Source organism: Bacillus sp. FSL R5-0416, from assembly GCF_037975425.1.
Classification (GTDB): domain Bacteria; phylum Bacillota; class Bacilli; order Bacillales; family Bacillaceae; genus Bacillus; species Bacillus subtilis.
The window spans coordinates 1,805,609-1,829,872 of record NZ_CP150252.1; the positions used below are offsets into that span (position 1 = coordinate 1,805,609).

Consider the following 24,264-nt stretch of genomic DNA (forward strand, 5'->3'; position numbering starts at 1 on the left):
ATGAGAAATAATGATAATATCCGCATATTAGCTAATCCTTCTGTCAGTCATGGTGAGCCTTTACATATATCTGAAAAGCAGCCGGCAACAATACCTGAAGTTTTATACAGAACGGCGGCGGAGCTTGGGGATACAAAGGGAATCATTTATTTGCAGCCGGATGGAACTGAAGTTTACCAATCATACAGACGACTATGGGATGATGGACTGCGAATTGTGAAGGGGCTTCGCCAATCAGGCCTGAAAGCAAAACAAAGCGTGATTTTGCAGCTTGGTGACAATTCACAGCTTCTCCCTGCGTTCTGGGGGTGTGTGTTAACAGGGGTTGTTCCGGCTCCATTAGCCGTTCCGCCAACGTATGCTGAATCGAGCAGCGGCACTCAAAAGCTGAAAGACGCATGGACGCTTCTTGACAAGCCAGCGGTGATTACGGACCGGGGGATGCACCAGGAAATGCTCGATTGGGCAAAAGAACAAGAGCTTGAAGGGTTCAGGGCAATTGCTGTAGAGGATCTGCTCAGCGCTGAAGCGGACACAGATTGGCATCAATCCAGTCCTGAAGACTTAGCGCTTTTATTGCTGACTTCAGGCAGTACGGGAACGCCCAAAGCAGTTATGCTTAATCATCGTAACATTATGAGCATGGTGAAAGGGATTATTCAAATGCAAGGCTTCACCAGAGAGGATATTACGTTTAACTGGATGCCGTTTGACCATGTCGGAGGGATCGGAATGCTTCATTTGCGGGATGTTTATCTTGGCTGTCAGGAAATTAACGTCTCAAGTGAAACAATCTTAATGGAGCCGTTAAAATGGCTGGATTGGATTGATCATTACCGAGCTTCTGTTACGTGGGCGCCGAATTTTGCGTTTGGTCTGGTTACTGATTTTGCAGAAGAAATAAAAGATAGGAAATGGAATCTGTCTTCAATGCGATACATGTTCAATGGCGGTGAAGCAATGGTAGCCAAGGTAGGGCGCAGAATACTTGAGCTTTTAGAACCACATGGACTGCCTGCTGACGCCATCCGACCTGCATGGGGAATGTCCGAAACTTCATCGGGTGTTATTTTTTCTCATGAATTTACCCGGGCTGGAACAAGTGATGATGATCATTTTGTTGAAATAGGCTCTCCAATCCCCGGCTTCTCTATGAGAATTGTGAATGACCATAATGAATTGGTTGAAGAGGGCGAGATCGGCCGTTTTCAAGTCTCGGGTCTTTCTGTTACTAGCGGTTATTACCAGCGGCCTGATTTGAATGAGAGTGTGTTTACAGAAGACGGCTGGTTTGAAACCGGAGATCTTGGCTTTTTGCGAAACGGGCGCTTAACCATAACAGGCCGTACGAAAGATGCAATTATCATTAACGGCATTAATTATTACAGTCATGCAATTGAGTCTGCAGTTGAAGAATTATCTGAAATTGAAACTTCTTATACTGCTGCTTGCGCTGTCCGTCTGGGCCAGAATTCAACAGATCAACTGGCTATCTTCTTTGTTACTTCCGCAAAATTAAATGATGAGCAGATGTCTCAGCTTCTTAGAAACATACAATCCCATGTCTCACAGGTGATCGGAGTCACCCCGGAATATTTGCTGCCTGTACAAAAAGAAGAGATTCCAAAAACGGCTATCGGAAAGATCCAGCGCACCCAGCTAAAAACTTCATTTGAAAATGGAGAGTTCGACCGCTTGCTACATAAACCCAATCGGATGAACGATGCGGTCCAGGATGAGGAGATACAGCAAGCAGACCAGGTGAAAAGAGTAAGGGAAGAAATACAGAAGCATCTGCTCACCTGTTTGACTGAGGAGCTGCACGTTTCCCGCGATTGGGTGGAGCCAAATGCAAATATCCAAAGTCTTGGTGTGAATTCTATCAAGTTGATGAAGCTCATTCGATCGATCGAGAAAAACTACCATATCAAACTAACAGCCAGAGAGATACATCAATATCCTACAATTGAACGCTTAGCCAGCTATCTATCAGAACATGAAGACCTCAGCAGCTTGTCTGCTGACAAAAAGGGCACGGACACATATAAAACCGAACCGGAAAGGAGTCAGGCAACTTTTCAGCCTCTCTCTGAGGTTCAAAAAGGATTATGGACATTGCAAAAAATGTCACCCGAAAAAAGTGCATATCACGTACCTCTCTGTTTTAAATTTTCGTCAGGGCTTCACCTTGAAACATTACAGCAGGCTTTCGGCCTTGTATTGAATCAGCACCTAATCTTAAAGCACGTCATCCAAGAGAAAGACGGAATGCCATTTCTTAAAAATGAGCCAGCACTTTCAATTGAAATCAAGACAGAAAATATCTCAAGTATGAAAGAGTCTGATATTCCTGCTTTTCTTAGGAAGAAAGTAAAGGAGCCGTATGTAAAGGAAAACAGCCCGTTAGTCCGTGTCATGAGCTTTTCCAGATCTGAACAAGAGCATTTTTTATTAGTTGTCATTCACCATTTGATTTTTGACGGAGTTTCGTCTGTCACATTTATACGCAGTCTGTTTGATACCTATCAGCTTCTTTTAAAAGGACAGCAGCCGGAAAAAGCTGTTTCTCCTGCCATTTATCATGATTTTGCGGCATGGGAGAAAAACATGCTTGCCGGCAAGGACGGTGTGAAGCATCGTACATATTGGCAGAAACAGCTATCGGGAACTTTGCCGAATCTTCAGCTGCCTAAGGTCAGCGCAAGTTCAGTCGATTCTGAGTTTAGAGAGAATACATACACCAGGCGGCTGTCCAGCAGCTTCATGAATCAGGTCAGAACGTTTGCGAAAGAGCATTCTGTAAATGTCACGACGGTATTCTTAAGCTGCTATATGATGCTGCTTGGCCGTTACACCGGCCAAAAGGAACAGATCGTCGGCATGCCGGCCATGGTGAGGCCGGAAGAAAGATTTGATGATGCCATTGGACATTTTCTCAATATGCTCCCGATTCGGAGTGAGCTGAACCCGGCAGACTCTTTTTCTAGCTTTATATCAAAATTGCAATTAACGATATTGGATGGGCTTGATCATGCAGCATATCCTTTTCCAAAAATGGTGAGGGATCTGAATATTCCTCGCAGTCAAACAGGTTCACCGGTATTTCAAACCGCTTTTTTCTATCAGAATTTTCTTCAATCCGGAAGCTATCAAAGCTTGCTGAGCCGCTATGCTGACTTCTTTTCTGTCGATTTCGTTGAGTATATTCACCAAGAGGGCGAATACGAATTAGTATTTGAACTGTGGGAAACAGAAGAAAAAATGGAGCTGAACATCAAGTACAATACTGGGCTGTTTGATGCGGCTTCTATATCCGCCATGTTCGACCATTTTGTTTATGTAACAGAGCAGGCGATGTTGAATCCTTCTCAGCCTTTAAAAGAGTATTCTTTATTACCTGAGGCAGAGAAGCAGATGATTCTCAAAACATGGAACGCCACAGGAAAAACGTATCCATATATAACTTTTCATGAGTTGTTTGAGCAGCAGGCGAAAAAGACGCCTGATAGAGCGGCTGTCAGCTATGAAGGTCAAACATTGACGTATCGGGAGCTTGATGAAAGAAGCACACAGCTGGCCATTTATTTGCAGGCGCATGGAGTGGGTCCTGACCGTCTGGCGGGGATCTATGTGGATCGATCGCTGGACATGCTAGTGGGCTTATTAGCGATCCTCAAGGCTGGGGGAGCGTATGTGCCGCTAGACCCGTCCTATCCGGCTGAACGCTTAGAATACATGCTTGAGGACAGTGAAGTTTTCATTACACTGACGACATCGGAATTAGTAAATACGTTGAGTTGGAACGGTGTCACAACAGCTCTTTTAGATCAAGATTGGGATGAAATTGCTCAAACAGCCTCTGATCGAAAAGTGCTTACACGCACTGTCACGCCAGAGAACTTGGCATATGTCATTTATACATCCGGCAGCACAGGAAAGCCAAAAGGTGTCATGATACCGCATAAAGCTTTGACAAACTTTCTCGTTTCGATGGGGGAAACACCAGGTCTTATGGCAGAGGATAAAATGCTTGCCGTCACAACCTACTGTTTTGATATCGCAGCTCTGGAATTATTTTTGCCTTTAATAAAGGGCGCACACTGCTATATTTGTCAAACGGAGCATACAAAAGACGTTGAAAAACTGAAACGGGACATCCGCACGATCAAACCGACAGTGATGCAGGCAACCCCCGCTACGTGGAAGATGCTCTTTTATTCAGGCTGGGAAAATGAAGAGAGCGTGAAAATTTTATGCGGTGGCGAAGCATTGCCTGAGACATTAAAACGATATTTCTTAGATACGGGCAGTGAAGCCTGGAATATGTTCGGGCCAACCGAAACAACTATCTGGTCAGCGGTTCAGCGCATTAACGATGAATGCTCTCATGCCACGATAGGAAGGCCAATTGCCAATACACAAATCTATATTACGGATTCTCAGCTCGCGCCAGTGCCGGCAGGTGTCCCGGGTGAGCTTTGCATTGCAGGAGACGGTGTGGCGAAGGGCTACTACAAAAAGGAAGAATTAACGGATTCGAGATTCATTGACAACCCTTTTGAGCCTGAGTCTAAGCTTTATAGAACGGGAGACATGGCCCGCTGGCTTCCGGGAGGGCGAATTGAATATATAGGCCGCATCGATAATCAAGTAAAAATCCGCGGATTTCGTATTGAACTTGGTGATATTGAAAGCAGGCTAAGTGAGCATCCCGGCATTCTGGAATGCGTTGTGGTCGCAGATATGGATAACCTAGCCGCCTATTATACAGCTAAACATGCAAATGCTTCCCTCACAGCGAGAGAGCTGCGTCATTTTGTGAAAAACGCTTTGCCTGCCTATATGGTGCCTTCTTATTTTATTCAGCTTGATCATATGCCGTTAACTCCGAACGGAAAGATAGATAGAAACAGCCTTAAGAATATCGATTTGTCAGGGGAGCAGTTAAAGCAAAGGCAGACCTCTCCTAAGAACATTCAGGATACTGTTTTTACCATTTGGCAGGAAGTGCTGAAAACGAGTGATATTGAATGGGATGACGGATTTTTCGATGTGGGCGGGGATTCGCTTCTCGCGGTCACTGTGGCTGATCGTATCAAACATGAACTATCCTGTGAGTTTTCTGTCACAGACCTGTTTGAGTATTCAACCATTAAAAATATCAGCCAGTACATCACTGAACAGCGAATGGGCGATGCAAGTGACCATGTGCTGATAGAACCGCCAGCTCATATAGAAGATCAGTCTACCGAGATGAGTGATCTCCCGGACTATTATGACGATAGTGTGGCGATTATTGGCATATCGTGTGAATTTCCAGGGGCAAAAAATCATGATGAATTTTGGGAGAACCTCAGAGACGGCAAGGAAAGCATTGCGTTTTTCAATAAAGAAGAGCTTCAGCGCTTTGGCATTTCAAAGGAGATAGCGGAGAATGCCGACTATGTCCCGGCTAAAGCTTCAATTGAGGGGAAAGACAGATTTGATCCAAGCTTCTTTCAAATCTCTCCTAAAGACGCTGAATTTATGGACCCTCAGCTTCGGATGCTGCTGACTCATTCATGGAAAGCAATAGAAGATGCCGGTTATGCTGCGGGACAGATTCCGCAAACCAGTGTCTTTATGTCGGCAAGCAATAATTCTTATCGCGCGCTGTTACCGTCAGATACAACAGAGAGCCTGGAGACGCCGGACGGCTATGTTTCGTGGGTGCTTGCACAGAGCGGGACGATTCCGACAATGATTTCTCATAAGCTCGGGCTGAGAGGGCCAAGCTATTTCGTTCATGCCAACTGCTCATCATCTCTGATTGGATTGCATTCTGCCTATAAAAGCCTGCTGTCGGGTGAATCTGATTATGCTTTAGTTGGCGGGGCAACGCTGCATACCGAGTCAAATATCGGATATGTGCATCAGCCGGGGCTGAACTTTTCGAGTGATGGACATATTAAAGCTTTTGACGCTTCAGCTGACGGAATGATAGGCGGTGAGGGCGTTGCTGTTGTATTGCTGAAAAAAGCAGCTGATGCAGTAAAGGACGGGGATCATATCTATGCCTTGCTGAGAGGCATTGGTGTAAATAACGACGGCGCTGACAAAGTCGGCTTTTATGCTCCAAGCGTTAAAGGCCAGGCTGACGTGGTTCAACAGGTCATGAATCAAACGAAGATACAGCCTGAATCCATCTGCTATGTAGAAGCACACGGAACCGGAACGAAGCTGGGGGACCCGATCGAGCTGGCGGCTTTAACAAACGTTTACAGGCAATATACAAATAAAACGCAATTTTGCGGCATTGGGTCGGTGAAAACCAATATCGGACATTTAGATACAGCCGCCGGTCTTGCGGGCTGCATTAAGGTCGTGATGAGTCTTTATCATCAAGAGCTTGCACCGAGTATCAATTATAAGGAGCCGAATCCAAATACAGACTTAGCCAGCTCTCCTTTTTACGTCGTCGATCAAAAGAAAACGTTAAGCCGTGAGATCAAAACGCACAGGGCTGCACTTAGCTCGTTCGGGCTTGGCGGGACAAATACCCATGCCATTTTTGAACAATTCAAAAGGGATTCAGATAAGGGAAAGATAGACGGAACCTGCATCGTCCCGATCTCGGCGAAAAATAAAGAGAGGCTGCAAGAGTATGCAGAAGACATTCTGGCCTATTTAGAAAGAAGAGGGCTTGAGAACAGCCAGCTGCCTGATTTTGCGTATACCCTTCAGGTGGGGCGCGAAGCGATGGAGCATCGCGTTGTCTTTATTGCCGATCATGTAAATGAGTTAAAACAGAGGCTCACAGATTTTATCAATGGTAAAACAGCGATTGAAGGCTGTTTTCAAGGAAGTAAGCACAATGCCAGAGAGGTTTCATGGCTGACGGAGGATGAGGACAGCGCTGAACTCATACGTAAGTGGATGGCCAAAGGAAAGGTAAACAAGCTTGCAGAAATGTGGAGCAAGGGAGCACATATAGATTGGATGCAGCTTTACAAGGGTGAGCGCCCAAACAGAATGAGTCTGCCGACTTATCCATTTGCAAAGGAACGATACTGGCCGTCGCAGGATGACCGCAAACCGGTGGCGCAGATATCCGGAAATCAGACAGGGATCGGCTCTATTCATCCATTGCTTCATCAGAATACATCTGATTTTTCTGAACAGAAATTCAGTTCGGTTTTCACTGGTGACGAATTTTTCCTGAGAGACCATGTGGTAAGAGGAAAGCCTGTGCTTCCTGGTGTTGCGTACCTTGAAATGGCGTACGCGGCTATAAACCAGGCGGCAGGAAGTGAAATTGGCCAAGATGTCAGAATCAGATTGAATCATACAGTCTGGGTTCAGCCTGTTGTGGTTGACAGACATTCAGCTCAAGTGGATATCAGTCTCTTTCCTGAAGAAGATGGAAAAATCACCTTTGACATTTACAGTACACAGGAAGACGGGGATGACCCTGTTATTCATAGTCAAGGCAGTGCGGAGCTGGCATCTGCCGCCGAAACGCCAGTCGCAGATCTCTCTGAAATTTCACGCCGCTGCGGCAAAGGAAAGATGTCGCCTGATCAATTTTACGAAGAAGGCAGAAGCAGAGGAATGTTCCATGGTCCGGCCTTTCAAGGAATTAAGAATGTGAATATAGGAAACAGAGAGGTTTTGGCACAGCTGCAGCTTCCAGAAATCGTTTCTGGAACGAATGAACAGTTTGTGCTGCACCCAAGTATCATGGACTCCGCCTTGCAGACAGCAACAATATGCATCATGCAGGAATTGACGGATCAAAAGCTGATTTTGCCATTTGCGCTTGAGGAGCTTGAAGTGATCAAAGGGTGTTCTTCTTCTATGTGGGCTTATGCTCGCTTAAGTGACAGCGATCACTCCGGAGGGGTTGTTCAGAAAGCGGATATCGATGTCATTGACGAGAGTGGAAGCGTATGTGTCAGGATCAAAGGATTTTCAACGAGAGTATTAGAAGGGGAGGTTCATCCTTCAAAGCCTTCATCACGGCACGAACGCTTAATGCTTGAACCGGTGTGGGAAAAACCGAATGAAGAACGAGAGGACGAAGATCCTTCGTACACGGAGCATATCATTGTTCTCTTCGAAACTGAACGAAGTGTCACAGACAGCATTGCCTCCCACATGAAAGATGTCCGTGTGATTACTCTGAATGAAGCTGAAGGACATATTGCTGAACGTTATCAATGTTACACGCAGAACATTTTTGAACTCCTGCAAAGCAAGGTCCGTGAGCTTTCTGCAGGCCGTATCATCATTCAAGCGATTGTTCCGCTGGAAAAAGAGAAGCAATTGTTTGCCGGCGTTTCTGGTCTGTTTAAAACAGCAGAAATAGAGTTCAGCAAACTGACTGCTCAGGTCATCGAAATTGAGAAACCTGAAGAGATGATAGACCTTCACCTCAAGCTGAAAGACGACAGCCGGAGACCATTTGACAAACAGATTCGATATGAGGCTGGACACCGTTTTGTGAAAGGCTGGAGGGAAATGATGCTTCCTTCAGCTGATACGCTTCACATGCCGTGGAGAGACGAGGGTGTTTATCTAATCACAGGCGGAGCAGGAAGCTTAGGCCTTCTGTTTGTAAAGGAAATTGCCAATCGAACTGGCCGGTCTACTATTGTGCTGACGGGACGATCTGTTTTAAATGAGGATAAGGAAAACGAGCTGGAGGCTCTTCGAAGCATCGGAGCGGAGGTTGTCTATCGAGAGGCTGATGTAAGTGATCAGCATGCGGTTCATCATCTTTTTGAGGAAATCAAAGAAAGATATGGCACTCTCAATGGAATTATTCACGGTGCAGGCAGCATTAAAGATCACTTCATCATTCATAAAACGAATGAAGAGTTTCAAGAAGTATTGCAGCCAAAAGTGAGCGGGTTGTTACATGTAGACGAATGCAGCAAGGATTTCCCATTGGACTTTTTCATTTTCTTCTCATCTGTTTCGGGATGTTTAGGAAACGCTGGACAAGCCGATTATGCGGCAGCCAATTCGTTTATGGATGCATTTGCTGAATACCGCCGTTCTCTTGCGGCATCAAAAAAGAGATTCGGCTCCACCATTTCCTTCAATTGGCCGTTATGGGAAGAAGGCGGTATGCAAGTCGGCGCTGAAGATGAAAAGAGAATGCTGAAAACGACGGGAATGGTCCCGATGCCGACAGATAGTGGCTTGAAAGCATTTTATCAAGGGATAGTATCTGATAAGCCGCAAGTTTTTGTGATGGAAGGACAGCTTCAGAAAATGAAACAAAAACTGCTTTCCGCAGGATCGAAAGCCAAGCGGAACGATCAGAGAAAGGCGGATCAGGATCAAGGACAAACTAGAAAATTGGAAGCAGCCTTAATCCAAATGGTTGGCGCAATTTTGAAAGTAAACACTGACGATATCGATGTCAACACAGAGCTGAGTGAGTACGGATTCGACTCAGTTACATTCACTGTCTTTACAAACAAGATCAACGAAAAATTTCAGTTGGAGCTAACACCGACCATTTTCTTTGAATATGGTAGCGTCCAAAGCCTGGCTGAATATGTAGTTGCTGCGTATCAGGGCGAATGGAATCAAGATGCTACTGCTAAAGGCATAGATGAAAGAACAAACTCATTGCACAGTTTAAACAGCCTGGAGGCATCATTAAGCAACATGGTCAGTGCAATTTTAAAAGTAAATAGTGAAGATATTGATGTCAATACAGAGCTGAGTGAATACGGATTTGATTCCGTTACATTTACGGTCTTTACAAACAAGATTAACGAAGAATTTCAGTTGGAGCTAACGCCGACCATTTTCTTTGAATATGGAAGCATCCAAAGCCTGGCTGAGTATTTGACTGCTGAACATGAGGACACCCTGGTTCAGGAGCTCGAAAAAACAGAGGGGCAGGAAGAGTTACAGACAAAATCATCTGAAGCGCCGAAAATCACATCACGTAGAAAGCGCCGCTTTACACAGCCTATTATTGCAAAAGCAGAAAGAAACAAAAAGCAGGCTGCCGATTTTGAGCCGGTTGCAATTGTCGGCATCAGCGGCCGATTCCCTGGCGCTATGGATATAGACGAATTTTGGAAAAACCTAGAAGAAGGAAAAGACAGCATCACAGAAGTTCCAAAAGATCGATGGGATTGGCGGGAGCATTATGGAAACCCAGACACTGACGTCAATAAAACCGACATCAAATGGGGCGGGTTTATTGATGGTGTCGCAGAGTTTGATCCGTTGTTTTTTGGTATTTCGCCGCGAGAAGCTGATTATGTAGACCCTCAGCAGCGCTTGTTAATGACATACGTGTGGAAGGCACTGGAAGATGCGGGTTGCTCGCCGCAAAGCCTTTCGGGTACAGGGACTGGTATCTTTATCGGTACGGGAAACACCGGTTATAAAGATCTATTCCATAGAGCGAATCTTCCAATTGAAGGCCATGCTGCTACAGGTCATATGATTCCTTCGGTAGGCCCGAATAGAATGAGTTATTTTTTAAATATTCATGGTCCGAGCGAACCAGTAGAGACGGCTTGTTCCAGTTCTCTTGTAGCCATTCACCGTGCTGTGACTGCGATGCAAAACGGTGATTGTGAGATGGCGATCGCTGGAGGCGTGAATACGATCTTAACCGAGGAGGCGCATATTAGCTACAGCAAGGCGGGTATGCTCAGCAAAGACGGCAGGTGTAAAACCTTCTCCGCCGATGCGAATGGCTATGTCAGAGGCGAAGGGGTCGGAATGGTCATGTTGAAAAAGCTGAAAGATGCCGAGCGCGACGGAAATCATATTTACGGCGTTATTCGGGGGACGGCGGAAAATCACGGCGGAAGAGCCAATACCCTGACATCGCCTAATCCGAAAGCACAAGCTGATTTGTTGGTGCGTGCATATCGCCAAGCAGGCATAGATCCAAGCACTGTCACATATATCGAAGCACATGGAACAGGGACGGAATTGGGAGATCCGATTGAAATAAATGGGCTGAAAGCCGCGTTTAAGGAACTATCCAATATGAGAGGCGAGAGCCAGCCGGATGTTCCGGATCGCCGTTGCGGCATCGGCTCAGTTAAAAGCAATATCGGTCATTTAGAGCTAGCAGCAGGTATTTCCGGTTTGATCAAAGTGCTTTTGCAAATGAAGCATAAAACGTTAGTGAAAAGCCTGCATTGCAAGACGCTTAATCCTTATCTTCAGCTGACTGACAGTCCGTTTTACATCGTTCAGGAAAAACAGGAATGGAAGTCTGTCACAGATCGTGACGGAAACGAGCTTCCGCGCCGTGCCGGAATCAGTTCGTTTGGGATTGGCGGAGTAAACGCGCATATTGTGATTGAAGAATATATGCCAAAAGCCAATTCAGAACACACGGCTACAGAACAGCCAAACGTAATTGTGCTGTCGGCTAAAAATAAAAGCAGGCTGATGGATCGTGCTTCGCAATTACTTGAGGCGATTCGCAATAAAAAATATACAGATCAGGATTTGCACCGCATCGCTTACACCCTGCAAGTCGGGCGCGAAGAAATGGATGAGCGTCTGGCGTGTGTTGCGGGGACGATGCAGGAACTTGAAGAGAAACTGCAGGCGTTTGTTGACGGTAAGGAAGAAACAGACGAATTTTTCCGGGGACAGTCTCATCGAAATAAAGAGACCCAGACTATATTTACAGCAGATGAAGATATGGCGTTGGCACTTGATGCTTGGATCAGAAAAAGAAAATACGCCAAACTTGCTGATTTATGGGTCAAAGGGGTCTCAATCCAGTGGAACACATTATACGGAGAGACCAAACCGCGCCTGATCAGCCTCCCTTCATATCCGTTTGCGAAGGATCACTATTGGGTGCCGGCAAAGGAACATTCAGAAAGAGACAAAAAAGAACTGGTTAATGCGATTGAAGATCGGGATGCATGTTTTTTGACGAAACAATGGAGTTTGAGTCCAATTGGCTCAGCAGTGCCGGGGACAAGAACTGTTGCCATCCTGAGCAATCAAGAGACAGCAGATTTAGCAGCAGAAGTGTCTTCGTATTTTCCGAATCATCTCTTAATAGATGTGAGCCGGATAGAAAATGATCAGTCAGACATTGATTGGAAAGAGTTTGACGGCCTAGTGGATGTCATCGGATGCGGTAAGGATGATGAGGGCCGGCTGGATTGGATTGAATGGGTGCAAAGACTGGTTGAATTCGGGCATAAAGAGGGACTCAGGCTGCTTTGTGTGACGAAGGGGCTCGAATCGTTTCAAAACACATCTGTCCGGATGGCTGGCGCGTCACGGGCTGGGTTGTATCGAATGCTCCAATGCGAGTACAGCCATCTTATATCAAGGCATATGGATGCTGAGGAGGTTACTGATCATCGCCGTCTCGCGAAGTTGATCGCTGATGAGTTTTATTCCGATTCTCATGATGCCGAGGTTTGCTACAGAGATGGTTTACGGTATCAAGCTTTTCTAAAAGCTCATCCGGAAACAGGTAAGCCCACGGAACAGAGCGCGGTCTTCCCGAAAGATCATGTGCTTCTCATTACAGGTGGCACACGAGGCATCGGACTATTATGCGCCCGTCATTTTGCAGAGTGCTATGGAGTGAAAAAACTGGTGCTGACCGGACGAGAACAGCTTCCTCCGCGAGAGGAGTGGGTGCGTTTTAAGACATCAAACACATCATTGGCAGAGAAAATCCAGGCAGTGCGGGAGCTGGAAGCGAAGGGTGTACAGGTGGAGATGCTGTCGCTGACGTTATCTGATGATGCCCAGGTTGAGCAAACGCTGCAACATATCAAGCGAACATTAGGACCGATTGGCGGTGTCATTCATTGTGCAGGTCTGACGGATATGGATACGCTGGCATTTATCCGAAAAACTTCAGATGATATCCAGCGGGTGCTGGAACCTAAGGTGTCAGGTCTTACAACGTTATATCGCCATGTGTGTAACGAGCCTTTACAGTTTTTTATCTTATTTTCTTCTGTTTCAGCCATTATTCCGGAGCTTTCGGCGGGACAAGCTGACTATGCGATGGCCAATAGCTATATGGATTATTTTGCAGAAGCACATCAGAAACATGTGCCGATCATCAGTGTTCAGTGGCCGAACTGGAAAGAAACCGGTATGGGTGAAGTGTCAAATCAAGCGTATCGGGAAAGCGGCTTGTTGAGCATTACGAATTCAGAAGGCTTACGTTTTCTAGATCAAATTGTATCGAAAATGTTCGGACCGGTTGTTCTCCCTGCAATGGCGAATCAAACAAACTGGGAGCCGGAACTGCTGATGAAGAGGAGGAAACCGCATGAGGGCGGTTTGCAGGAAGCTGCTTTACAGAGCCCGCCAGCCAGAGACATTGAAGAGGCCGATGAAGTTTCCAAATGTGATGGATTATTATCTGAGACACAGTCCTGGCTTGTTGATCTGTTTACCGAAGAGCTGAGAATAGATCGTGAAGACTTCGAGATTGACGGGTTGTTTCAGGATTATGGCGTGGATTCGATCATTTTGGCACAGGTGCTCCAGCGTATAAACCGCAAATTAGAGGCAGCGCTCGATCCATCGATTCTATATGAATACCCGACAATTCAAAGGTTCGCAGATTGGCTGATCGGTTCTTATTCCGAAAGGCTGTCCGCTTTATTCGGAGGCAGGATATCGGATGCATCAGCACCTTTGGAGAACAAAATAGAGGCGGAGGTATCTGTTCCTGCGGAGGATCGAGCTCTTACACCTCAGATTCAGGCGCCAGCGATTTTGTCACCGGACTCTCATGCAGAAGGTATTGCCGTTGTCGGACTCTCTTGCCGATTCCCTGGAGCAGATACATTGGAATCATATTGGTCGTTACTATCCGAGGGGCGTTCGTCAATCAGCCCGATTCCGGCAGAGCGTTGGGGCTGTAAGACGCCATATTATGCCGGCGTGATTGATGGCGTCAGCTATTTTGATCCTGATTTCTTTTTGCTTCACGAAGAAGACGTAAGGGCGATGGACCCGCAAGCACTGCTCGTGTTGGAAGAGTGTCTGAAGCTCTTGTGTCACGCCGGTTATACACCTGAGGAAATAAAGGGCAAGCCCGTCGGTGTTTATATCGGAGGCAGAAGCCAGCACAAACCTGATGAAGACAGCCTTGATCATGCCAAGAATCCGATCGTGACAGTCGGCCAAAATTATTTAGCGGCTAATCTTTCACAATTTTTTGATGTCCGCGGCCCGAGTGTTGTAGTTGATACCGCATGCTCGTCAGCTCTGGTCGGCATGAATATGGCCATTCAGGCGCTGCGTGGCGGAGATATTCAATCCGCCATAGTCGGCGGTGTCAGCTTGCTGAGCTCAGATGCCTCTCACAGGCTGTTTGACCGGCGCGGCATTTTAAGCAAGCATTCATCCTTCCATGTGTTTGATGAGCGTGCTGACGGAGTTGTGTTAGGTGAAGGCGTCGGAATGGTTATGCTAAAAACCGTAAAACAGGCACTGGAAGACGGAGATACCATATATGCTGTCGTGAAAGCGGCCTCGGTCAATAACGACGGAAGAACGGCGGGGCCTGCAACACCTAATCTTGAGGCGCAAAAGGAAGTCATGAAAGATGCGCTTTTCAAAAGCGGAAAAAAACCAGAGGACATCAGCTACCTTGAGGCAAACGGGTCAGGTTCAATCGTAACCGATCTCCTTGAGCTAAAAGCGATCCAATCAGTGTACCGTTCTGGGCACTCATCGCCTCTTTCTCTTGGCTCAATCAAGCCGAACATCGGGCATCCGCTATGTGCTGAAGGGATCGCCAGCTTCATTAAGGTTGTGCTGATGCTGAAAGAGCGCCGCTTTGTCCCATTTTTATCAGGTGAAAAAGAGATGGCGCATTTCGATCAACAGAAAGCGAACATCACGTTCAGCCGAGCCCTGGAAAAATGGACAGATTCGCAGCCTACTGCGGCTATTAACTGCTTTGCCGATGGGGGGACGAATGCCCATGTCATCGTAGAGGCGTGGGAAAAAGATGAAAAACACGCCATCAAGCGCAGTCCAATATCGCCTCCTCAATTAAAGAAACGAATGCTTTCGCCAGGCGAGCCAAAGCTGGAAGCGGAGACTTCAAAAATGACTGCGGCAAACATATGGGATACTTATGAGGTGGAGGTCTAACGTGAAAAAGATAACGAAACAACTCACATTATCGTTAAAAAATCCGTTTATTTATCACCATGTGGTTTACGGACAAAATGTCCTGCCGGGATTGGCTTATATCGATATAATCTACCAGATATTCAGAGAACACGGTTTCTCCTGCTCAGAGCTTCAGCTGCAGAATTTATCCATCTATCAGCCATTGACGGCGGAACAGGATGCAGTAATTGTTCTGAATATCCAATGCGCGGAGAAAAAAGAAGGAAAGTGGAAAATCACAGCCAAGGGAATTGAAAAACGTGATGGGAAAGAAGTTTCAGAAGAAAAGCTCTATATGAAGGCTGACATGCACGCAGACTCCCCAGCCATATTTGAAGAAACACTGGATCTCAGTCAAATCAAAGCATCTGCACAGAACGCTGTTCAGCTTGATGAAGTATATGAACAATGCAGACGTCAGGAATTGGTGCACAGCGAATATATGAAAGCAAGTGGCTGCATCTATGAAGAGGAAGATGGCGTCCTTCTTGAGCTTTCTCTCGGTTCGGAAGCCATGCTTCACGCAGAAGGCTTTATGTTTCACCCCACTCTCATAGACGGGAGCGGGGTGGGTGCCAATCATTTGCTCACATCTTTGCTTAAAGGAGAACAGAGGCTGTATTTGCCTCTGTTCTATGAATCCTTTTCAGCTTCTGCACTTTTGCAAACGGATTGCATGACAAGAATTAAGCGCTCCTCCGTCCGGCGGGAAAAAGAGCTGATTTATGTAACACTTGAATTTTTTAATGCGTCGGGAGAAAAAGTGGCTGAGTTGAAAAACTTTACAAGCAAACTGGTGCGAGAAGCGGAGCTGATTAGCGGAAAACATCAAGATGCACAGGAGACACAGATGACAAGAGCGGACACTGCTGAGCGTGATAAACCTGCTGACATGGTATCTTCTCCCGTTAATTCCTTTAGTGGGGCTGAACAGTTCGTAAGTCAATTAATCGCAGAGAAAATCAATAAGCCGGTAGAACAAGTTGAAAAACATGTCGGTTATTACCAAATGGGACTGAATTCATCGGGCTTGCTTGAGGTGGTAGAAACAATCAGTGATAAGATCGGTGAGAGTCTTTCGCCGACTCTTCTGTTTGAGCATACCACCATAGCGGAGCTGTCAGCGTTTCTTGCCGAGGAATATGCTGAGCATTTTAGTGCCGCTGGTTCTCTTGGCCAGAATGAAAGAGCACGGGTTTCCGACACAATAAACGATCGTAAGACTGTTGAAGCTTCTCGTCCTGCACCTATTGAGGCAGCAGGCGATATTGCGATTATCGGCTTGGCGGGCAGGTATCCTAAGGCAGCCAATATTCATGAATTTTGGAACAATCTGAAAGAGGGGAAGGACTGCGTTAGCGAGATTCCTGAGTCGCGCTGGGATTGGCAGAAACTTGAAGGAATCACATCTCCTTCGGGTAAGGACATTTCCAAATGGGGGGGATTTATTGATGATCCCGACTGCTTCGATCCCCAATTTTTCAGAATCACGCCAAGAGAAGCGGAGACAATGGACCCTCAAGAGCGGCTGTTTTTAGAAACATGCTGGGAAACGATTGAGGATGCGGGCTATACGCCAAAGACGTTGGCCAAGCCTAAAGGACGAAATAAAAGGCAGCATGTAGGAGTTTTTGCCGGTGTCATGCACAAGGATTATACATTAGTCGGAGCTGAAGAAGCATCAGCAGAGAATGCGTTTCCTCTTTCGCTCAACTATGCGCAAATCGCCAACCGTGTTTCTTACTTTTGTAATTTCCACGGTCCGAGTATGGCTGTCGATACGGTATGTTCATCCTCTTTGACCGCAGTGCACTTGGCGTTGGAAAGCATACGTCACGGTGAGTGCGATGTTGCGTTAGCAGGCGGAGTGAACCTGTCTTTGCACCCGAATAAATATATGACATACGGGGTCTGGGATATGTTTTCCACTGACGGACACTGCCGTACGTTTGGAAAGGATGGGGACGGTTATGTGCCTGCCGAGGGTATAGGCGCGGTTTTATTAAAGCCTTTGCGCCAGGCGGAGGAAGACGGAGATCGCATTTATGCAGTTATTAAAGGAAGTGCTGTGAATCATGTGGGCACTGTAAGCGGCATTTCAGTGCCGAGCCCTGTTTCTCAAGCTGATCTGATTGAGACATGCTTGGAGAAAACGGGAATCGACCCGCGGACGATCAGTTATGTGGAAGCCCATGGAACCGGCACGTCCTTAGGAGATCCGATCGAAATACAGGGATTAGTGAAAGCGTTCCGCCAATATACGCAGGATCGGCAGTTCTGTTCAATCGGTTCTGTAAAGTCAAACATTGGGCACGCCGAATCCGCCGCGGGGATCAGCGGTTTAAGCAAGGTTGCCCTTCAGCTTCACCATCAAAAACTTGTGCCCTCTTTGCATTCGGAAGAACTGAATCCTTACGTTGATTTTGAAAAGTCTCCATTTTATGTACAGCATAAAACAGAAACGTGGAAGCAGCCTGTTATCAAGGAGAATGGGGAAGAGGTCCCTTATCCGCGGCGGGCTGGTATCAGTTCCTTCGGAGCAACTGGTTCAAACGCACATATTATCCTTGAGGAATATATTCCTCAAGCAGCGGAGCAGGACGTTTCTTTGTCCTCAGATTCTGACATATCCGCAGTTATTCCGCTTTCTGCCCGTAATCAAGAACGTCTTCGTGTATATGTAAAACGTCTCTTGGATTTTCTTCATGATGGGATTCAGATTAAAGATTTGGCGTATACATTGCAGGTAGGCCGTGAACCAATGGAAGAACGGGTTTCTTTCTTAGCATCCGGAATTCAAGAATTAAGCGACCAATTGAAGGCTTTTATAGAAGGACAAAAAACCATTCAGCATTGCTGGAAGGGCCGCGTGTCAAGAGGAAGCGAACCATCGCGTCCCGCCGAATCGGTACATAAATTGCTGGAGCAAAGAAAACTCGATCAAATTGCGGAGCAGTGGGCGAACGGATCTGGGGTTGACTGGAAACTGCTTTACGACGGAAACAAACCAAAGCGGATCAGCCTGCCGACTTACCCATTTGAGAGGGTGCGTTATTGGGTGCCGAAAGCGGAGAAAAAGACTGATCGTTTAAAGGAGGAGCGACACATCCTGCATCCTCTCCTGCATCAAAATGTGTCCGACATATCGGGTGTCCGCTTCCGTTCAGCGTTTACAGGACGTGAATTTTTCTTGAAGGATCATGTCATAAAGGGCGAACACGTTTTACCTGGCGCAGCTTTATTGGAGATGGTTCGGGCAGCTGTGGAAAGGGCAGCTGCGGATCAGTTCCCGACAGGATTCCGACTCCGGAATATCGTCTGGGTCCGGCCGTTCGCCGTCACGGAACAGCAGAAAGATATAGATGTACGTCTATATCCTGAGGAAAATGGTGAGATCACATTTGAAATCTGCCGGGACCCTGAAAGCGCAGAGGAGTCGCCGATTGTATATGGGCAAGGGAGTGCAGTGCTTTGTGAGGCTGGTGAAAATCCGGTTATCAACATTGAAGAATTGAAGGCAAGCTATAATGGCCGGACGCTGTCACCTTTTGATTGCTACGAGGCTTATACAGAAATGGGTATTCATTATGGTGACAGCCACAGAGCGATCGACAGCCTATATGCAGGCGAAAACGGAGTTCTAGTGAAATTGACGATGCCTCCTGTAATCTCTGATACAGAAGACCATTATATTCTGCATCCGAGCATGATAGATTCGGCATTTCAAGCATCTATCGGTTTGAGGCTGGGAGGAGCTACGAGTTTAGAAGACAGAAAGGCAATGCTGCCTTTTGCCATACAGGATGTCCACATCTTCAAAGGCTGCGAGGCATCTATGTGGGCGCGGATCACATATAGCGAGGGCAGTACAGCTGGGGATCGTATGCAGAAGCTTGATATCGATTTATGCAATGAAGAGGGGCAGGTTTGCGTGCGATTGACGGGCTATTCTGCAAGAGTGTTAGAAACAGATCAAGAAGGTCCTTCTGAAGCGACTGACACGCTACTGTTCGAACATATTTGGGAAGAACGTGCTGCAGAGAGGCAAGAGCTCATAGAGTACGACACGCATAAAGTCGTTGTCTGTGATGTTGGAGAACAAATGGAAAGCCTCCAAAATCATCTTGACTGTACAGTTCTGCAGCATGATACAGAGACAATTGATGAACGGTTTGAAGGTTATGCCATACAGTTATTTGAAGAAATCAAACAGCTAATGCACTCAAAAACAGGGGGACATACATTCATTCAAGTGGCGGTGCCTGCGTTGGACGAGCCTCAGCTATTAAGCGGCTTAACTGGATTGCTCAAAACGGCTGAATTGGAAAATCCAAAACTGACAGGACAGTTGATCGAAATAGAGACCGGGATGTCAGCTGGTGACCTATTCGAAATATTGGAGGAAAACAGACGCTATCCGCGTGACACGCATATCCGCCACTGGCAAGGGAAGCGATTTGTAAGCAAGTGGAAAGAAGTGTCTGGTGAGCACCTAAGAGCTGACATGCCATGGAAGGATAAAGGCGTGTATCTGATCACAGGCGGTGCAGGCGGTCTTGGATTCATCTTTGCAACTGAAATTGCGAACCAAACGAATGACGCGGTTGTGATCCTGACAGGACGCTCTCCGCTTGATGAAAGGAAGAAGAAGAAGCTTCAAGCCTTACAGAAACTTGGCATCCAAGTGATTTACAGACAAGCTGATCTGGCTGACAAACAAGCGGTTGATGCCTTATTAAAAGAAACCCAAAACGTTTACGGAGACTTAGATGGCATCATTCATAGCGCCGGTTTAATAAAAGATAATTTCATTATGAAGAAAAAGAAAGAAGAGGTTCAAACCGTTCTTGCTCCAAAGGTCACAGGACTGGTTCACCTTGACGAAGCAACGAAAGATATTCCGCTCGATTTCTTTATCCTTTTTTCCTCAGGTGCCGGAGCAGTAGGAAGCGCGGGACAGGCTGATTACGCAATGGCCAATGCATTTATGAATGCATTCAGCGAATATCGAAATGGCCAAGCAGAGCTGCACAAGCGTTACGGAAAAACTCTTTCAGTGTGCTGGCCGCTGTGGAAAGACGGGGGCATGCAAATTGATGCGGAAACTGCAAGGATGCTGAAAAGAGAAACAGGCATGGTGGCCATGGAAACAGATCGTGGGATTCAGGCGCTATATCATGGCTGGACGTCAGGAAAGCCGCAAGTGTTAGTTGCTTCCGGTGTTACTGATCGGATTCGTGCATTTTTACATGAAACGGGACATGGCAAAGGCCAATCTCACGATATCAAAAAAAGCAGTCTCAATCAGGAGGCAGAAAAAGCAGACATGATCGGGGAAATTGATGAAGAGATACTAAGAGAAAAAGCGGAGAACTATTTTAAACAGGTGCTTTCTTCGGTGATTAAGCTGCCAGCCGGCCAGATTGATGCTGAAGCTCCTCTCGAGGATTACGGGATCGATTCTATCATGATCATGCATGTAACGGGTCAATTAGAAAAAGGATTCGGTTCTTTGTCCAAGACGTTGTTCTTTGAATATCAGGATATTCGCTCATTAACACGGTATTTTATTGATTCCCGCAGAGAAAAACTGCTGGACATCTTGGGAATTGAAACAGGAAAACCTTCTGTTGAAAGAAAATCAGAACCTGAAAAACAAGAAATCCCAGTTACCCTAAGAAAGTCTGGATTTCTTCCTTTGCGAGATAAAGAGCAGAAGCAGTTAAGAGAGAAGGAAACGGAAGAAATCGCGATCATCGGTATCTCAGGTCGCTATCCGCAGGCAGACAACATTGATGAATTGTGGGAAAACCTGAGAGACGGTCGAGACTGTATTACTGAAATTCCTGCAGACCGCTGGGATCACAGTCTTTATTATGATGAAGATAAAGACAAGCCTGGAAAAACCTACAGCAAGTGGGGAGGCTTCTTGAAGGATGTAGACAAGTTTGATCCGCAGTTTTTCCATATATCGCCGCGTGAGGCAAAATTAATGGACCCGCAAGAGCGTTTATTTTTGCAGTGCGTGTATGAAACGATGGAAGACGCAGGCTATACAAGAGAGCACCTCAGCCGTAAGCGTGATGCTGAGCTTGGCGGAAGCGTCGGTGTTTACGTCGGTGTCATGTACGAAGAATATCAGCTGTACGGGGCACAAGAGCAGGTGCGGGGAAGGTCTCTGGCTTTAACGGGAAATCCATCATCCATCGCGAACCGGGTATCTTATTATTTTGATTTTCACGGACCGAGTATTGCATTAGACACCATGTGTTCTTCTTCTTTAACGGCTATCCACTTGGCCTGCCAAAGCCTGCAGCGCGGAGAGTGTGAGGCGGCATTCGCGGGCGGCGTGAATGTGTCAATCCATCCAAATAAATATTTGATGCTCGGGCAGAACAAATTTATGTCCAGCAAAGGCCGGTGTGAAAGCTTCGGACAGGGCGGAGACGGCTATGTGCCGGGGGAAGGCGTTGGAGCAGTGCTTCTGAAGCCATTGTCTAAAGCAGTTGAAGATGGTGATCACATTTATGGAATCATTAAGGGGACAGCCATTAACCACGGGGGAAAAACAAACGGATACTCAGTGCCCAATCCGAATGCCCAAGCAGATGTCATCAAAAAGGCGTTTGTGGAAGCGAAGGTTGATCCGCGGACAGTCAGTTACATCGAAGCCCACGGCACGGGAACCTCTCTCGGTGATCCTATTGAAATCACAGGGCTGTCCAAAGTGTTTACGCAAGAAACCGATGACAAACAATTTTGTGCAATAGGGTCAGCCAAATCAAATATCGGGCACTGTGAGAGTGCGGCAGGTATCGCAGGAGTAACGAAGGTATTGCTCCAAATGAAATACAGGCAGCTTGCGCCTTCCCTGCATTCAAACGTGCTGAACCCGAATATTGATTTCCTTAACTCGCCGTTTAAAGTACAGCAAGAGCTAGAAGAGTGGAAGAGGCCGATCATCAGTGTCAATGGCAAAGACATCGAATTACCGAGAATCGCAGGAGTCTCTTCATTTGGTGCCGGGGGTGTGAACGCCCATATTTTAATAGAAGAGTATGCTCCGGAACCTGTGGAGGAACGTTTACCAGCGAGGAAACAGCCGGCTGTCATTGTGCTCTCAGCAAAAAATGAGGAAAGACTTCAGAAACGCGCGGAGCGATTGCTGCATGCCATTCGTGAACAAACATATGTTGAAGCAGATTTACACCGAATTGCCTATACGCTTCAAGTCGGACGGGAAGCGATGAACGAACGGCTGGCGTTCGTTGCGGAATCGATGCGGGAGCTTGAAGAAAAGCTGAATGAATGTATCTCCGGAACAGAAAATCGTGAATATGTCTATCGCGGACAAGCAAAGCGCAACAAAGAAGCCATTGCTGCTTTTGCTGCTGATGAGGATATGTCAAAAACAATTGAGGCATGGCTGCAAAAAGGCAAATATGCGAAGGTTTTAGACCTATGGGTAAGAGGTTTGCGCATCGACTGGAGCACGCTATATCAGGATCAAAAACCGCGGCGCATCAGTTTACCTGTCTATCCTTTCGCAAGAGATCGCTATTGGATAGACGTACATGCAATGGCTGAGGAAAAAAGAACGGAGGAGCCATTTGCTCCAGTACAGCCTGTCATTCCAAAGCCGTCTGTAGACAGAGAAGCCAGTGGCAAACCTGCCAATATTACGTTACAGCCTTTAATGACCAATCAGGATCGTTTGGAGCGGACAGCATCTCTGGTTCCATCAGATACAGAAACAGAGACGATCACGGCGGAGTCCTTGTGCGATGAACTGACAGCGGGCTTAGCGGAAGTGCTGTACATGGACCAAAACGAGATTGATCCAGACGAAGCATTCATAGATATCGGTATGGACTCGATTACCGGGCTCGAATGGATAAAAGCAATAAATAAACAGTATGGCACATCACTAAATGTCACAAAGGTATATGATTATCCGACAACACGTGATTTCGCTGTTTACTTAGCACACGAGTTAAGCACACAAGCTGGGGAGAAAAAACAAACGGAGACGTACACGCCGATCAGACAAAAAACAGCGGTACCTGCTGCTAAACCGGCTAATATATCTCTGCAGCCGTTAGAACATCATCAGCCAGTGCAAGAGGAAGCTGAAGAAACGATTCAATATGCAGCGGCAGAAATATCTGCATCAAGACAATATACTGTAGCAATTGAAACGCTGCATGAAAACTTGAGGGAAAGCATAGCAGACGTGTTATACATGGAGCCATACGAGGTGGATATTGACGAAGCGTTCATAGATATCGGAATGGACTCGATTACCGGACTCGAATGGATAAAAGCGGTGAACAAGCAATACGGAACGTCTTTTACGGTAACCAGAGTATATGATTATCCAACGATACGTGATTTTGCCGAAATGCTAAAGTCCGAGCTTGGAACTCATCTTGATAGAAAGATAGAGCATACTGACTCTTTCGAAGCAGCCCTGCAAAAGCCAGCAGCATCATCTAATCCAAAGCCGGCAGAACGGCCCCTTCAGCCTGTTCAACATCCAAAAAAGAAAGAACATGTGAAGAAAACGGTTCCTGTTCATCAAGACCGCCCGGAGGATGCGATAGCGATTGTCGGGATGTCGGGAAGATACCCGGGCGCTCGTAATGTAAGAGAGTACTGGGATAACCTGGTTCATGCGAGAAATGCCATTCGGGACATTCCAACATCACGGTGGGATGTAGACAAATACTATGATCCTGTCCTCAACAAAAAAGGGAAAGTCTACTGCAAATCAATGGGGATGCTGGATGATATTGAACATTTTGATCCATTGTTTTTTAATATTCCGCCATCAGAAGCGGAACTGATGGACCCGCAGCATCGAATCTTTTTGCAGGAAGGCTATAAAGCCTTTGAGGATGCCGGATATAATGCCCGAACATTAAATGAGAAAAAATGCGGCGTTTATCTTGGGATTATGAGCAATGAATATGGAGTTATGCTGAATCGGCAGGCAAGAGCAAATGCCACCGGGAACAGCTTTGCGATCGCTGCGGCGCGTATTCCATATTTTCTTAATTTAAAAGGGCCAGCGATTCCTATTGATACCGCATGTTCATCTTCATTGGTCGG

Annotated in this window: 2 protein-coding genes (1 of these 2 running past the window's edge); both read left to right on the plus strand. The window is 46.5% G+C overall.

The window, feature by feature from the left end:
* Complete coding sequence (pksJ, locus tag NYE20_RS09555; RefSeq protein ID WP_339185039.1) at positions 1–15,132, plus strand: polyketide synthase PksJ; 15,132 nt, start codon at positions 1–3, stop codon at positions 15,130–15,132.
* Positions 15,116–24,264, plus strand: the 5' portion of a protein-coding gene (gene pksL / locus NYE20_RS09560; RefSeq protein WP_161621587.1) for a polyketide synthase PksL. 4,480 nt of this gene lie beyond the right edge of the window; 9,149 of the gene's 13,629 nt are visible here — the first part of the coding sequence; the start codon lies at positions 15,116–15,118; its stop codon lies beyond the right edge, outside the window. Before pksJ ends, pksL begins: the two co-directional genes overlap by 17 nt.